The organism is Nocardia sp. NPDC051570 (assembly GCF_044454005.1).
Taxonomy (GTDB): Bacteria; Actinomycetota; Actinomycetes; order Mycobacteriales; family Mycobacteriaceae; genus Nocardia.
The window spans coordinates 1-14,683 of sequence record NZ_JBITDI010000023.1 but is presented as its reverse complement, the minus strand read 5'-3'; the positions used below and the strand labels follow the sequence as shown (position 1 = coordinate 14,683).

Annotated in this window: 14 protein-coding genes; 7 read left to right on the top strand and 7 right to left on the bottom strand. The window is 66.9% G+C overall.

Annotated elements, in window-relative coordinates; all coding sequences use genetic code 11:
* Window positions 1-74 precede the first annotated feature (74 nt).
* On the bottom strand, window positions 75-2,105 hold the full coding sequence (locus tag ACIA76_RS37885) for a WD40 repeat domain-containing serine/threonine protein kinase (protein WP_397159338.1): 2,031 nt from the start codon (window positions 2,103-2,105) through the stop codon (window positions 75-77).
* A gap of 310 nt (window positions 2,106-2,415) precedes the next feature.
* On the opposite strand from ACIA76_RS37885, the gene ACIA76_RS37880 reads away from it, so the two are divergent.
* Window positions 2,416-2,790 carry a DUF2834 domain-containing protein gene (locus tag ACIA76_RS37880; RefSeq protein ID WP_397159336.1) on the top strand — a complete coding sequence of 125 codons (375 nt, stop codon included), beginning with the start codon at window positions 2,416-2,418 and terminating at the stop codon, window positions 2,788-2,790.
* A 124-nt stretch (window positions 2,791-2,914) separates the two neighbouring features.
* On the opposite strand, the gene ACIA76_RS37875 is transcribed toward ACIA76_RS37880, so the two are convergent.
* From ACIA76_RS37875 to ACIA76_RS37865, 3 genes are all read right to left on the bottom strand, one after another.
* Window positions 2,915-3,787, bottom strand: coding sequence for an ABC transporter substrate-binding protein (locus tag ACIA76_RS37875; RefSeq protein WP_397159334.1), 873 nt, complete (start codon window positions 3,785-3,787; stop codon window positions 2,915-2,917).
* A gap of 24 nt (window positions 3,788-3,811) precedes the next feature.
* Window positions 3,812-4,576 (bottom strand): SDR family NAD(P)-dependent oxidoreductase, encoded by a 765-nt coding sequence (locus tag ACIA76_RS37870; protein ID WP_397159332.1) that lies wholly within the window; start codon window positions 4,574-4,576, stop codon window positions 3,812-3,814.
* 166 nt (window positions 4,577-4,742) lie between these two features.
* Window positions 4,743-5,756: an alcohol dehydrogenase catalytic domain-containing protein gene (locus tag ACIA76_RS37865; protein ID WP_397159330.1), complete on the bottom strand. Its 1,014-nt coding sequence runs from the start codon at window positions 5,754-5,756 to the stop codon at window positions 4,743-4,745.
* A 255-nt stretch (window positions 5,757-6,011) separates the two neighbouring features.
* Here ACIA76_RS37865 and ACIA76_RS37860 point away from each other — a divergent pair, with 255 nt between their 5' ends.
* Window positions 6,012-6,752, top strand: a complete 741-nt coding sequence (locus tag ACIA76_RS37860) for an SDR family oxidoreductase (RefSeq protein WP_397159543.1) — start codon at window positions 6,012-6,014, stop codon at window positions 6,750-6,752.
* 14 nt (window positions 6,753-6,766) lie between these two features.
* On the opposite strand, the gene ACIA76_RS37855 is transcribed toward ACIA76_RS37860, so the two are convergent.
* Entirely contained in the window at window positions 6,767-7,300 is a 534-nt protein-coding gene (locus tag ACIA76_RS37855) for a hypothetical protein (RefSeq protein WP_397159328.1), read from the bottom strand.
* A 395-nt stretch (window positions 7,301-7,695) separates the two neighbouring features.
* Here ACIA76_RS37855 and ispG point away from each other — a divergent pair, with 395 nt between their 5' ends.
* The 3 genes from ispG to ACIA76_RS37840 all read left to right on the top strand — a co-directional run bounded on the left by ispG (window position 7,696) and on the right by ACIA76_RS37840 (window position 11,746).
* Window positions 7,696-8,850 (top strand): flavodoxin-dependent (E)-4-hydroxy-3-methylbut-2-enyl-diphosphate synthase, encoded by a 1,155-nt coding sequence (ispG, locus tag ACIA76_RS37850; RefSeq protein WP_397159326.1) that lies wholly within the window; start codon window positions 7,696-7,698, stop codon window positions 8,848-8,850.
* Window positions 8,851-8,904: 54 nt separating this feature from the next.
* Window positions 8,905-9,768, top strand: coding sequence for a GNAT family N-acetyltransferase (locus ACIA76_RS37845; RefSeq protein ID WP_397159324.1), 864 nt, complete (start codon window positions 8,905-8,907; stop codon window positions 9,766-9,768).
* Window positions 9,769-9,937: 169 nt separating this feature from the next.
* A complete protein-coding gene (locus ACIA76_RS37840; RefSeq protein WP_397159322.1) occupies window positions 9,938-11,746 on the top strand; it encodes a penicillin-binding transpeptidase domain-containing protein in 1,809 nt (602 codons plus the stop codon).
* 197 nt (window positions 11,747-11,943) lie between these two features.
* Here the strand turns inward: ACIA76_RS37840 and ACIA76_RS37835 are convergent, their stop codons facing one another.
* Both ACIA76_RS37835 and ACIA76_RS37830 read right to left on the bottom strand, forming a co-directional pair.
* The gene (locus tag ACIA76_RS37835) at window positions 11,944-12,096 is read right to left on the bottom strand and encodes a hypothetical protein (RefSeq protein ID WP_397159320.1); all 153 of its coding nucleotides are present in this window, start codon (window positions 12,094-12,096) and stop codon (window positions 11,944-11,946) included.
* A gap of 160 nt (window positions 12,097-12,256) precedes the next feature.
* Window positions 12,257-12,778 carry a peroxynitrite isomerase gene (locus tag ACIA76_RS37830; protein ID WP_397159318.1) on the bottom strand — a complete coding sequence of 174 codons (522 nt, stop codon included), beginning with the start codon at window positions 12,776-12,778 and terminating at the stop codon, window positions 12,257-12,259.
* Window positions 12,779-12,920: 142 nt separating this feature from the next.
* Between ACIA76_RS37830 and ACIA76_RS37825 the strand changes: the two genes are divergently transcribed.
* Both ACIA76_RS37825 and ACIA76_RS37820 read left to right on the top strand, forming a co-directional pair.
* Entirely contained in the window at window positions 12,921-13,727 is an 807-nt protein-coding gene (locus tag ACIA76_RS37825) for an ABC transporter permease (RefSeq protein WP_397159316.1), read from the top strand.
* Window positions 13,724-14,530 carry an ABC transporter permease gene (locus tag ACIA76_RS37820; RefSeq protein ID WP_397159314.1) on the top strand — a complete coding sequence of 269 codons (807 nt, stop codon included), beginning with the start codon at window positions 13,724-13,726 and terminating at the stop codon, window positions 14,528-14,530. The genes ACIA76_RS37825 and ACIA76_RS37820 overlap by 4 nt, the downstream gene beginning before the upstream one ends.
* Window positions 14,531-14,683 lie beyond the last annotated feature (153 nt).

The window sequence follows — 14,683 nt, the reverse complement described above, 5'->3', positions numbered from 1 at the left end:
CAGATGCCGCTCGGCATGTGCGTGCGTTGGGAAGCTGTGCTGGCCAACCGATCTGGTCGGCGGTCCCCAGCCGACTACCGCTGTGCCTTATCGAATTTCCACAGCTGCACCGTCGTGTCCTGGCTGCCGGCCGCGAGCGCGGTGCCGTCGGGGCTGAACGCGATCGACAGCACCGGGGCGGTATTGCCGATGAGCGGTTGGCCGACGGGCTGGCGGGTCCGCATGTTCCATATCGTGACGGTGTTTGTGGTTCCGGCGGCCAGCAGGGTGCCGTCGGGGCTGAACGCGACCGGTATCAGCCCACCGTCGACGTGGAAGGGTTGTCCGTCGGGTTGACGGGTCCGTACGTTCCACAATCGCACCGTGCGTTCGGGGCTGCCGGTTGCCAGCAAGGTGCTGTCGGGGTTGAACGCAGCCGATGCGGCCACGCCGGCGTGGCCGATGAAGGGTGCTCCGTCGGGCTGGCGGGTATGTGCGTTCCATACCCACACCGCGTTACCGTTACCGGCAGCGACCAGTCGGGTCCCGTCCGGGCTGAACGTCACCGACCGGACACCGGTGTTGTCGTCGACCGCGGGACTCAGTTGTCCGTCGAGTTGGCGAGTGGCCATGTTCCATAACCGCACCGTCTCGCCCGCGCCGCTGCCGCCAGAGGCCAGACATGTGCCGTCGGGGCTGAACGTCACCGAGTTCACGAAGCCGGTGTGGCCGGTGAGCGGTGGTCCGTCGAGTTGCCGTGTGCGCATGTTCCACAGCCGCACGGTCCCGTCGAAGCTGCCGGTCGCCAGCAGAGTGCCGTTCGGGCTGAACGCCACCGAGCGCACCAGATCGGTGTGGCCGGTGAGTGGCGGTCCGTCGGGTTGCCGGGTCCGCATGTTCCACAACCGGACTGTCCTGTCGAAGTGGCCGGTTGCCAGTAGGGTGCCGTCCGGGCTGAACGCCACCGAGAAGACCTCGCCGGCATGAGCAGTGAGGGAGCCGTCCGGGATCGGCGGTTGCGGGGTTGCGGTGACAGGGGATTCGGAGGATTTGTGTGCGCGAAGTCCCACGATGCCACCGCCGACAGCGATGAGTGGCACGGCGACGATTCCACCGGCCAGCAGTCGGCGGCGGCTGAGTCGACTCGGCGGATTCGACGGTGCCTGTGCGGCGGGGGATATGCCGGCGCCGGCACGCACAACTGTCGTGGCGGCGGGGTGCGAATTGTCGGACGCGACGGTCGGCGACGCAGCGGTTTCTGCTCGCCGCCGGTAACGATCGGTCACCAGCGTCGCGCTGAGGACTTCGGCTGCGGCGTCGACCATTTCGGTGCAGGTGCTGTAACGGTCTGCGGGGTGTTTGGCCATCGCGGTCGCGATCACCATGTCCAGTGCGGTGGACAGGTGCGGTCGCAGACGGCTGGGTGCCGGTGGCGGATCGGTGAGGTGGGCAGCCATGACGGCGGCGTGGTGGGGTCGAGGGAACGGAGGTTGTCCGGTGAGTAACTGGTAGAAGGTGCAGCCGAGGGAGTAGATGTCGGCACGACGGTCGGTGGGGTGGTCGGTGAATCGCTCAGGGGCGGCGTAGGGCAAGGAGGCGTAGACGCTGGACAGGGTGGCGGTATCGTCCAGGGTGCGGGCGATGCCGAAGTCGGTCAGCAGGACTCGTTCCCTGTCGTGGGGGTGGTGTTGGACCAGTAGATTGGCAGGTTTGACATCGCGGTGCAGTACGCCGTGATCGTGGGCGAAATCCAGGGCGTGTGCGGCATCGGTGAGCAACCGCACTACTCGCTCCGCCGACAACCCCTGGGGCTCGATGGCCAGCAGTGCGTTCGTATCGCCGCCATCGATGTATTGCATCGACAGCCACAGCGCGGGGTCGTCGGGTGCGCTGCGGTCGTGGACGGGAACGATATTCGGGTGCTGCAGGCGAGCGGCGAGCGCTGTCTCACGGTCGAACGCGATGCGTGCTTTCGGGTCGGAGGCGTAGGCGTCGTGGAGAACCTTCAGTGCGACAAGGCGTTCCAGCCGCGGATGCTGTGCGAGGTACACCGCACCCATACCACCGGTGCCGAGAAGGCGCTCGATGGCGAATCCTGCGAAAACCGTCCCCGCCTGCAGAACCACCGTCGACTCCTGTTCGCACCCCGGACACGCATGCATCCGTGTGGAAGCAATGCGGGCCAAGGCGAATCTAACGCATCGGGCAGCCGGCCGCGACCGGCGCCGTGTCGCGCCATTGGAACCGGCAAGCAACCTCGGTGCGAGATGCGGATTGTTGATTGCTGTTCGATAACCAGATGACGTTTTCGTTAGCTGAGGCCGTTGTTGATCACCTAATCTCGGAAGGTCGGGTGTTATCCAGGTCATGCGCGCCTGTCGACACCGGCTAGCGGATCTCAGGGCCCAGGATCGCTTCGGTCGAAGGGAGTCTCCCATGTTCGACGGCACCGCCGCCCCGTCATGGCGCCGCCCGGCCCTCATCGCGATCCTCATCGCCGCGTTCATCGGCCAGAACTCCATCGGGGTGCCCTACGTGCGCCGGAACGGGCCGAAGTCGGCGCTCGACTTTATCTCCGGCGATATCCTCACAACGGTCCCCGGCCGTTTCGCCGTCGTCGATCTGGCCTTCGTGGTGTTCGCCTTCCATGCATGGGCATTCGGCGAGGCCCGCCAACTCGGCATTGTTCGTTGGTGGGCTGTCTCGTTCGTGCTCTCATTTGCGGTCGGAATCGGTACGGCGATCCCGTTCTTCCTCCTGGTCCGCGACTTCACGATGGGCAGCAGACGGCTGGAACCGGATCGCGCCTGAGTTCCCCCCAGCCCCGCCCGCAACCTGACGAACCTGTCTCGGAATGTCCGACATCGGCATTTCGGCGCGAATACGTTGCCGCGCAACCGATCAGCGCCGGTCGGTACCGGGAGATGTTGTCGGGCTACGCGGGTTCGGTGCGGTAGATGTCTCCCGCGTCGGGCACCGTGGCAACGCCCAGCTCCTTCGCCACGCTCGACACCGCGTGGGCCGCGACGGACGGATCGTGGCGGCCGTCGGTGGTGAAATGCGTTGCTATGTAACGGTCGTAGTACGCGCGGGCGTCGGTCGGGGTGAGACTTGGGATGAGGGCGTTGAGGTATCGGGCGGCGAGGTCGGGCTCGTCATGGATCGTGTGCAGGGCTCGGCGGGTGGCCCGCACCAGGGCCAGTACCGCCGGATCGTTCGGTGCGATATGCGTGGGGTCCACGGCGACGCCCACGGTGGGGATCCGGAAATCGTCCCCGACGAAGGCCAGCAGCCGCAGGCCGTTCTGCTGGGCCGTGACCTCGGGCGCCAGGGTGCTGCCCACGAACGCCGCGTCCAGCGAGCCCTCGGCGAGTCGGCGGAGGTGGTGACTGTAGTCGCCCGGTGCCATGACGACCGACTCGATGTCGTTGTCCGGGTCGAGCCCGTATTTCCTGAGCACGATGCGGGAGAAGCATCCGGGCGCGGTCCTCGGTGCGTGGATGCCGATCCGGCGGCCCTTCAACTCCTCGACCGAGGTGTAGGCCTCGCGGGCGAGCAACCAGAACATGGGCCGATCGGTGTTGACGCACAACACCGTCCACGGAATGCCGTCGGTCACGCGCGAGAGCACCGCGCGGCCCAGTCCGATGGTGGCGGTCCGGCGAACCCGTTCACCGTCCCAGAGACACCCGTCGCGGAGGGCGACGTGCACTCCCTCCTGCCAGTAGTAGTCCTGCTGATCGGCGACGTAGGCGACCAGTTCCTCGTGGATACCCTGTCCGACATAGGTCAGATCGATGGTGTGCATGCGGAGCCTCCTTGCCGGGATACGTCAATCCATGGCCAGTCCGCCGTTGACCGGTGCTGTTGTGCCCGTGATGAATCCGCTGTCGTCGCCGGCGTAGAACGCGACGGCCCGGGCCACATCGTCGGGGGTCGCGATCCGGCCCAAGGCCGTCTGGGCGGCTTGGCGGCGCTGCTGTTCCTGATCGAGGGCGGCATTGGCGGTGATGGTCTCGCCCACCGGTCCCGGAGCCACGACGTTGACCGTGATCCCATGTGGCCCAAGCTCTTGCGCGACGTAGCGGGCGAACTGGCTCAGGGCCGCCTTCGAGGTGCCGAGTGCGATCATGCCTTCGCGCGGCTGCCGGCTCAGCACGGTGCCGAGATAGACGATTCGTCCGTAGCCGCCCTTGGTCATATCGGGGACAACGGCTTTCGTCATCAGGAAGGCCGCTCGCATCTCCTGGTCCAGCTTGCCGCCCAGTTCATCCCAGGAGATCTCGTCGAACGACTTGATGGCGTACGGGATCAGGGCGTTGTGGACCAGCACCTCCACCTCGCCCAGGGCGGACCGGATCTGCTCGACCATGCCCAGTACGGCGGATTCGTCACGCACATCGGCTCGTACGGCGATCGCCCGGCCGCCGGCGGAGGAGATCGATGCGACCACGCCGTCGGCCTCGTCGCGACTGCTGCGGTAGTTGACGACCACGCGCATGCCCCGCGCCGCCAGCAACCGGGCCACGGCCGCGCCGATCCCCCTGCTCGCGCCGGTGATGAGGGCGACTCTGCCGTCCTGTCGAACGTTCGTCATCTCTGCCTCGGGGAATTCGCTCGATAGCTCAGCGCGACCCTAGCCGGTCACGGAAACGGTTGGTGCCCGCCGTGACTGGGACTGTACTCCGATATCCATTGTCCGAGATAGGGTTTCGATCTGCCCGGCGGTACCGCAACCTGATTGCCGACCCGGACACCATCATTCAGATGGTGATGACCATGCGGTAGCGTGCTCGTCCTTGCTCCATCGCGGCATAGGCCTCGGCGGCCTCCGTCAGCGCCCGTTCCTCGATCCGAGCACGCACGCCCGACAGGACCGCGAACCGCATCGTCTCCTCGACATCGCGAGCGGTGCCCGACGCGTGGCCGGTGACGCTGATCCCGGGAGTGATCAGCTGCATCGGACTGATCGGTATCGGCTCGCCCGTGACGCCGACGGCCACCAGTTCACCGCGCGGCAACAGCCCACCGACCGTTTGTCCCATCGCTTGCGCATTGCCCGCGGTCGCCAGGACGACCGATACGCCACCGAGCGCCCGCAGCGCCTCGCTGACATCACCGTCGGTCGAATCGATGTAGTGATGTGCGCCGAGTTGTCTTGCGTCCTCGGCCTTCTCGGCGCCACGGGCGATGGCGATCGTCTCGAAGCCCATCGCCCGGGCGAATTGCACGCCGAGGTGGCCGAGGCCGCCGATCCCGAGAATGGCGATGCGCTCGCCGGGCATCGCCCGGGTTTTCCGCAGCGCGTCGTAGGTGGTGACGCCGGCGCAGCTCATCGGGGCGGCCTCGGCGAAGGACAGCTCCCGCGGAATCCGGGCCAGCGCGGTGACCGGGACCGTCACCGATTCGGCGTATCCGCCGGGGTACTGCCAGCTCGGCACCCGCAACTTCGCGCAATGGATGAGGTCGCCCTTCCGGCAGGAGACACACCGGTTGCAGTTCCCACCGAACCAGCCCACCGCGACGCGGTCACCGAGGGCGTAGTTGTCGACACCCTCGCCCAATTCGGCGATCGTTCCGGCGATTTCGTGCCCGGGTGTCATCGGCCAGGACATCTCCGGGAACGCGCCGTGGACGAACGCGCGGTCGGTGCCGCAGACCCCGCATGCGGAGACGGCCAGCCGCACATGGTCGCGCGGCGGGGAGATCGTGTCGACATCAACGAGTTTCAACGCTTCGCCGGCGGACTGAACGTGAACAGCCTGATGAGTAGGCATCTGCATCCTCGAGCCGTGAGTGTGGCGGTGACGGGATCAAGCACCTGGCGATTCCATTGTGCTCGCGCATCGGGTGATTACATGGCGTAATCACCGCGGCGACCGCGAGGCAGGCGCCGGGAAAGAAGGTGAAGTCAGCGGTTATTCACCGAGGACCGCCGTGCGGCCGGAATCGACGACATGGCCCATGTGCTACAACGACTCGACCAGCTCGTCATCGCCACCGACGAGCGCGGCGAGGCACGGAGGATCTGCATGACCATCTACGGCAAGGTTGTCGCCATCACCGGCGCCAGCAGCGGAATCGGTGAGGCGACGGCTCGTCACCTCGCCGCACTCGGCGCGGCCGTCGTCCTCGGCGCCCGCCGCGCCGACCGGCTCGACCGGTTGGTGGCCGAAATCGAAGCCGCCGGTGGCCGGGCAGCCGCCACGCGTGTGGATGTCACCGATCCCGACGATCTCCGCTCGCTCGTCACCGTCGCCGTCGAGCGCTTCGGCCGCCTGGACGTGTTGGTGGGCAACGCCGGGGTCAGCAGGATCAGCTCCATTGCGGATCTGGATGTCGAGGGTTGGTCGGCGATGGTCGATGTGAACGTCAAGGGGATTCTGCACGGGATCGCCGCGGCGCTGCCGGTGTTCCGCCGTCAGGGCAGTGGTCACCTCGTCACCGTCGTCTCGACCTCCGGCCTGAAGATCGTGCCCACGCAAGCGGTGTATGCCGGGACGAAGAACGCGGTGCGCACTCTGCTGGAGGGCCTGCGGCAGGAGAGCACCGACGGGGTGCTGCGGACGACGTCGATCTCCCCGGGCTATGTGCGCACCGAGCTGATCGACAACGCCGTCGACGATCCGGCCGTGCGCGAACAGGCCCGGCAGAACATGGCCGAGCTCGGTATCGATCCCCTCGCGGTGGCTCGTGCGATCGCGTTCGTGATCGACCAACCCGACGACGTCGAAATCGGGGATCTCACTATTCGGCCGACTCGCCAGGGCTGAGTGGCCGCTGTGCTTCAGCGATTCTGGACGAATGCGTCGAGGAGTTTGCGGCACAGATCGGCGAAGCGGTGCCGAGCCGTGATCTGATCGTCGGACAGGCCGTCGGTGGAAGCCGGTGAGTAGTTGACCAGGTGGATATCCTGATCCGGGGTCGCACCCAGGAAGTCCAGCAGCGCGGCGCCCTTGTTGCCGCCCTCCGGAATCCCCATATCCACCGACACCAGAGATCTGGCGTCGGTGACGGCCGCGGCGAGCACATCCGGTGCGATTCGGCCCTGCAACTGCTGCGGCGCGGTCCCACGCTTGCGATCCTCGCTGACCGCGTCCGGACTCTTCACCGCCTGCCCGTCCGCCTGCGCCTGCAGCAGCGGCACCAGATCGGTCCGATCCGCCCAGCCGTCCGGAATCATGCTGAACACCACGGATATCGGCGCGGCCGCAGGAGGCTCGGCCGTGGCAACGGCGCCGAACACGGTGGTGGCCAGGACAAGTCCGGCCACCGACACCCCCGTCACCGCGAATCGTCTTGCCGCCCCGAGCTTTCGCATAAACCGTGCCTCCTGATCCGAGCCGAACGACCGCCGTCGACGGCCAACCGTACGCTGTCGATTCCGTCCGCGGCTCGTTCGACAAGGTGCGCTTCACGAGGGTTAAGCACACCCTTAAGGCGCAGTCAGCTTGCCATTCGGACCTGTTGATCACCGTTCCTTCCTTGTATCGTGCACATCCAGCGAACAGTGTTCGCGCGGCCGCACGGCTCCCGCCCGGTCCGGCTGACCGGAGGCGCTGCGCGGGGCTGGCCTGGCCGCTCGCTACCTTGGACCCCGGCCGGTCGTCGCCGGTTCTCGTGTCGCCCCACTCACAGGGCGTGTCCCAGCCAGGCACCACTAGACTCGGGGCGAACGGGCAGCACGCAGACGAAAGCGAAAGTAGGCAGCCGAACGTGAGTGCCATTGCATTGGGGATCCCGTCCACACCGGTGGCGGTCCTCGCGCCTCGACGCAAGACTCGCCAGTTGATGGTGGGCAAGGTCGGGGTCGGCAGTGATTTCCCGGTTTCGGTTCAGTCGATGACGACGACCAAGACGCATGATGTGAACTCGACCCTGCAGCAGATCGCGGAGTTGACCGCGTCGGGCTGCGACATCGTCCGGGTCGCCTGCCCCCGGCAGGAGGATGCGGACGCGCTCGCCACGATCGCGAAGAAGTCACCGATCCCGGTGATCGCCGATATCCATTTCCAGCCGCGCTACATCTTCGCCGCGATCGATGCGGGATGTGCTGCGGTGCGGGTGAATCCGGGCAATATCAAGGAATTCGACGGCCGGGTCAAGGAGGTCGCGAAGGCGGCCGGGGCCGCGGGCATCCCGATCCGGATCGGTGTCAACGCCGGGTCGTTGGACAAGCGGATGATGGAGAAGTACGGCAAGGCCACCCCCGAGGCCCTGGTCGAGTCGGCCCTCTGGGAGGCGGGTCTGTTCGAGGAGCACGGGTTCGGCGATATCAAGATCTCGGTCAAGCACAACGACCCGGTGGTGATGGTCGAGGCGTACCGGCAGTTGGCGGCGAAGTCCGATTACCCGCTGCATCTGGGCGTGACCGAGGCGGGTCCGGCGTTCCAGGGCACGATCAAGTCCGCGGTCGCGTTCGGCGCCCTGCTCAGCGAGGGCATCGGTGACACGATCCGGGTGTCGTTGTCCGCGCCGCCGGTCGAAGAGGTCAAGGTCGGTAACCAGATTCTGCAGTCGCTGAATCTGCGGCCGCGGAAGTTGGAGATCGTGTCGTGTCCGTCGTGCGGGCGCGCGCAGGTCGATGTGTACACCCTCGCCAACGAGGTCTCCGCCGGGCTGGAAGGCATGGAAGTGCCGTTGCGGGTGGCCGTGATGGGGTGTGTCGTGAACGGTCCTGGTGAGGCGCGTGAGGCCGATCTCGGTGTCGCCTCGGGTAACGGCAAGGGCCAGATCTTCGTGAAGGGCGAGGTCATCAAGACCGTGCCCGAACATCTGATCGTGGAAACCCTCATCGAGGAAGCGATGAGACTGGCGGAAGGGATGACCGACGACGCAGCTACCGGTGAACCGGTCGTCACGGTCGGGTAGACCCCGGCTGTCCAAAAACCAGCACGTTCACATCGTTCGTGGCACGCTGTGAACGTGCGGAGTGTGCTGGAGCCGAGCCGCCGGACCCGAATCTCCGGGGCTCGTCAGCTTGCGAATCGCGATCTGGCCCAGGTGCTGCGAGTTCTGGACACCGACCCAGTGGCGAGCTGTATGGTTGCCGCCCGTTTGCAGGAGTACGGCCTCGACGGCCGCGGCGGTCACGGTGAATTGTGGAGCCGTGGCGGACCCGGGTCCTCGATGTGCTTCTCCGGGGCCAACCTCGTTCCGCTGCGCGGCGGGCAGGAGGATCTCAAGGCGTTCGCCGACCGCGCGGCGCGTTGGCCGCGGCTGTGCTCGTCGGTTGTGGGCCGTCAGGAACTGGCCCTGCCGCTGTGGGAGCTGCTCGTCGGTCAGTGGGGTCCGGCGCGCGATCTGCGCGCGGATCAGCCGCTGCTCGCGCTCGAGGGTCCCGCGCTCGCCGCGCCCGATGCGCAGGTGCGCCGGGTGCGTCCCGATGAGTTGGATCGCTATCTGGTCGCCGCGGTCGCGATGTTCACCGAGGAGATCGGTGTCGATCCGCGCAGCGGTGACGGTGGCCGGGGCTATCGGCGCCGGGTGGCGAGCCTGATCCAGGCAGGGCGGGCGTGGGCCCGGTTCGAGGACGGTCAGGTCGTGTACAAGGCGGAGGTGGGTGCGCTGTCGCGGCGCACCGGGCAGATCCAGGGTGTGTGGGTGCATCCCGAATGGCGCGGACGAGGTTTGGGCGCCTCCGGCACCGCCGCGATCGCGAATACCGTGGTGGCCTCCGGCCGCACCGCGAGCCTGTACGTCAACTCCTACAACGAGGTTGCCCGCCGCGCCTACGCGCGGGTCGGCTTCCGTCAGATAGCCACATTCGCCACGGTTCTGGTCGACTGACGCGAGTGTCGCCCCGTTTGCGGGGCATTGTCTGACTACCATCTGTGCCGTGCCAGCCCGTGCCGCCTCCCTCCGCGCGTCGCGACGGCCCGTGCCCCGGCGCCAGGCGCCGCGGCAAGGGGGAGGTGGGCGATGGTGGTTTTCTCTTGGGCCGCAGGGGGAGTCGTGGGTGGGTGCGGCGCGGCGGCGAGGGTTGAGGGGTTTGTCGGTTTTGCCGGTTGCGGTGTTGGTTGTCGCTGCGGGTGGATGTTCCGGGGAGTCGCAGGGGCCGTTGCCGGTGGCGGAGAAGTTCGTGGGGGCGTTCGGGCGCCATGATGTGGCGGGGGCGGCGGGGTTGACCAATCAGCCCGAGAAGGCCGGGGCGGCATTGGGTTCGGCGTGGGACAAGTTGCAGGCGGAGCGGTTGAATGCACGGGTGGGGGCGGCTCGGGTTACGGGGGATACGGCGACTGTCGAATACACCTATCAGTGGCGGTTGCCGAAGAATCGGAGTTGGACGTATTCGGGCCAGTTGCAGATGGGGCGCAGCGAGGGGCGCTGGCAGGTGCGGTGGAGTTCGGCCGATATTCATCCCAAGCTCGGCAACACCCAGACGATGGAGCTGCGGGCCACCCCCGCGCCGCGGGCCCGGGTGAACGAGCGGGCGGGCAGCGATGTGTTGATTCCCGGTGTGGTGCACCGGATTTCGCTCACCGCATCCGAGTCGAGCGATCCGGTCGGGGTGGCCGCGGAGCTCGCGGGAGCGCTGGGCCGTTTCGATGCCAAACTCACCCCCGAGTCGATCCTCGACGCCGCACGCGCCGCCTCCGGCGCGTATCCCGTTGCGGTGCTGGCGGATTGGGAATTCGATCAGCTCAATCCCGATCTGTTCGACCTGCCGGGAGTGAGCGTCGACAAGCAGTGGGATCTGGTGGTCACCGACCGCAACTTCGCGCCGGACCTGATGACCCAGGTGCGTCGGACCGTCATCGATGAGGTGGACGGTAAGGCCGGGTGGAGCGTGGTCACCGTCAATGCCAACGGTGCGGATACCGATGTGCTGAAAGAGGTTGCGCCGCAACCCGCTCCATCGTTCTCGTTGAGTATCGATCGGAGCGTGCAGAATGCCGCGCAGCGGTCCGTCGACGGTCGATCCGAACAGGCCGTGATGGTCGTGCTGCAGCCCTCGACCGGTGGCATCCTTGCGGTCGCGCAGAATCGGGCGGCCGATGCCGACGGTCCGGTGGCCACCTCGGGTCTGTATCCGCCGGGCTCGATCTTCAAGACCGTGACCGCCGCCGCCGCGATGACGGCCGGGATCGCCACACCCGACAGCGTGGTGCCGTGCCCGAGCACCATCGTCATCGGCGACCGTACGATCCCCAACTTCAACCGGTTCACCATCGGCAATGCGAAGCTGTCCCAGGACTACGAACGCTCCTGCAATACCGCCTTCGCCAAGCTGGCCAGCCAGCTGCGGCCCGACGCCCTGACCGTCGCCGCCGCGAAATTCGGTGTGGGCCCGGACTACACCGTGGCCGGACTACCCACCGTCTCCGGATCCGTGCCCGTCGCACAGGATCTCGCGCTGCGCACCGAGAACGGCATCGGGCAGGGCACGGTGCTGGTGAGCCCGTTCGGGATGGCGCTGGTCGCGGCGACGGTCGCACGCGGTTCGGCGCCGACGCCGTATCTGATCTCCGGACATCCGACCAGCGTCGACGGCGATCGCCCCGCCCTGCCCACATCCGTGGTGAACGGGCTGCGGTCGATGATGCGCAAGGTGGTGACCGGCGGGACCGCCGAGCGGATCGCCGATCAGGGCGAGGTATACGGCAAGACGGGGGAGGCCGAGGTGGACGGGGGATCGCATTCCTGGTTCATCGGCTACCGCGGCGATCTCGCGTGGGCGACGCTGGTGGTGCGGGGCGGCAGTTCGGATAATGCGGTCGCCCTGACGCGGGACATGCTGATGACGTTGCCGCCGGGGAAGTTCTGAACAAGGGCGATCCCGGCGAAAAGCCTTCCGGGACCTAGGGGTGGTTCAGGTCTCCGGGACCTAGGGGTGGTTCAGGTCTCCGGGACCTACGGGTGGTTCAGGTCTCCGGGACCTAGGTGGTTCAGGTCGGCGGGCTTTTGCCGGGATCGAGGGGTTCGCATGTGCCGGGTGGCCCGGCGGTCTCGCATTCGGTGCGATCAGGGTGAGTTGGTCCCGTTGGTGGATGCCGAACGGGTATGGGGGACAGGGCCGGACATTTCGGCGGAGGACGCGTCTCCGAGCAATTCGACGACGCCCGCCCCGGCCAGGATCATGCCCACGGTGACCAGGGCCAATGTCGAACGCTTCATGGTCTTCTCCCTTGTGGGTGAGTGAGATCGAAGGCTCGAACGAACGATTCGCCGACTGTTCGCCGACTCGAAAACGGTAGACCGAGAACCTGGGAAGATTCAACCCCCAACTTTGCCAACCGGGCAAATGTGAGGAATGTCCGACCAGCTCAGGGCCGATTCACCGATCCTGTTCGGCGCGATGAAGGCTCGCGGCCAGGTGATGCTGCTCGGGTAGCCCGACGGCTGCCATCCGCAGTCTGTAGTCGATCGTATCGCCGGACAGCCGCAGTGAGCGGCCCAGTGCGGTGACCAGTTTGGCCGAGGTGGTGCGGCCGATCTGGGTGGAGCCCAGCTCCATTCGCAGGTCGCCGTCGGCGACGTCGAGGGTGCCCTCGCAGATCTCGGTGATTCCGGTGGGATGGGCCAGGATCAGCTCGATGCGATCGGGACCGGCGCATCGTAGGTACCCGGTCTCGGCGTGCAGGGGGCGGCCGTCCTCGGCGTGGCGAGTGCGCTGGCGGTAGGTGAGGAACGGGCGGCCGACGTGCCCGAAGTGGATCTCCTCGTGATAGTCGAAGGAGTCGATGGTCGGGTATTCGCCATGCCCGGACCCACGCCAGGTGCCCAATAGCGGGGCCAGGCGAGCGATATCGGGGTGGGGCGCGACAGGAGGCTGGGCATCGAGCACGGCGGACAGCATAGTTGCCGCCCGACTGTTCGGTGCGCTGACGGCGCGCGGAGTTCCCCCGAATCGGGGCAGGGGGACTTGACGGCTCGCGGCACGGGTGCGCATCCGCCGATTCTCGCGATGTGTCTGTTGAGATTGCTTCAGGGAGGTGACGGTGACGACGATCGAGGCGCCCAGGCGGCGAGTGGTGTTGCAGGGGTGGGTGCTTGCGCTGCGGTTGATTCGGCCCTCGATGCGTAATGGGGAGGTGGTGACGGCCGTGCTCGCGCCGACCGTGTTCACCCTCGGGTTCTATGTGCCGCTGAATCGGGTGATGAGCTTCGTCGGGTACGGGCTGAGCAGTTATGCGCAGTTCCTGATGCCGATGATCGTCATGCAGGCGGTGTCGTTCTGCGGGACGGCCGCGGCGTTCCGGGCGGCCGCCGACGCCCGTGATGGGCTCGATGCCCGGTTCGCGACCATGCCGATGCCGTCGGTGACGCCGCTGCTCGCCCGCACCGTCGCCATGGGATACCGGATCGTGCTGTCGCTGCTGACCGCGCTCGTCTGCGGGCATGTGATCGGGTTCCGATTCTATGGAAGCTGGTGGCATACACTCGGTTTCGTCGCTTTCGCGCTGCTGGTCGGGGTGCTGATCGGCCTGGTCGGCGATCTGCTCGGCACGCTGTCGAAGAGTCCGGAGGCGACCACGCAGGCGCTCGTGCTGCCTCAGTTGATTCTCGGCATGGTGTCCAGCGGTTTGGTGCCCGCGAGCCAATTCCCGCACTGGATACAGGGATTCGCCCGCGATCAGCCGATCTCGCAGTTCGTCTTTACTCTGCGCGCACTGGCCGGTGACCGCTCGGGCCGGGCGGGCGCGGTGAGCTGGGCGGTGCTGGGTCCCGGAATCGGGTGGGCGGCGGCCGGATCGCTGATCTTCGGCGGTGCGGCCGTGCTGGTGGCCCTGCGGAGGCAGCGATGACCATGGAACTGCCGGTCGTGCTCGGCCGGACCGAGTCCTGGCGATACGCGCTGTCGCAGACGGTAATTCAGACCCGGCGGCTGTTGTTGCGGTGGCGGCGCGACCCCTTGACGATGGCGGAGTCGCTGGTGTTCCCGGCGGGGTTGCTGATCGTGCTGAATACCGTTCTGGGACGGCAGATCTCGGCCTTCTCGGGGGTCAGTGCGCTGTACGGATCGGTGCCGATGGTGACGCTGGTCTCGGCGATGTCGGGCTCGCTGGCCGGGGCCATCACACTGGGTCGCGAGCGCGACGCGGGACTGTTGGCCCGGTTGTGGGTGTTGCCGGTGCATCGGGTCTCGGGTCCCGCGGCGCGGGTGCTCGCCGAAGGGGTGCGCATCCTGACCTGCACCGTGGTGCTGTTCGGAGTGGGGGTAGCGCTGGGATTTCGTTTCCGGCAGGGTATTCCGGCCGCGGTCGGGCTGGTGTGCGTGCCGGTCGTCTATGGGCTCGGCTTTGCCACGCTGGTTACCGCTGTTGCGGTGTATACCTCCAAACCGGCTCTGGTGGAGGCGATTTCGCTGGGGTCGTCGCTGTTGATGTTCTTCTCGACTGGGTTTGTGCCGTTGGCGGCCTATCCTGCGTGGGCGACACCGATTGTGGCGCATCAGCCTATGAGTCAGGCGATCGATGCTATGCGGGGGCTGTCGTTGGGCGGGCCGGTTCGTGATCCGGTGATGGCGACATTGGCTTGGTCGATTGGGGCGATCGTGGTTTGTGCGGGGCCGGCGCTGGTCGGTTATCGGCGGGCCAGCCGGCGTTAGATTAGTGGTTGTTTTGCTTCGCTTCGCGTCGGCGGATCACAGGGGGTGTCGTTGGCTGTGTTTGTTGGCCTCCGCTTCGCTCCGGCGGGCTCGCGGCCCTGAGTCTCGCCGTTCAGCGCTCGAGACTCGCGCTTCGCGCATGCGCTTCGAGCG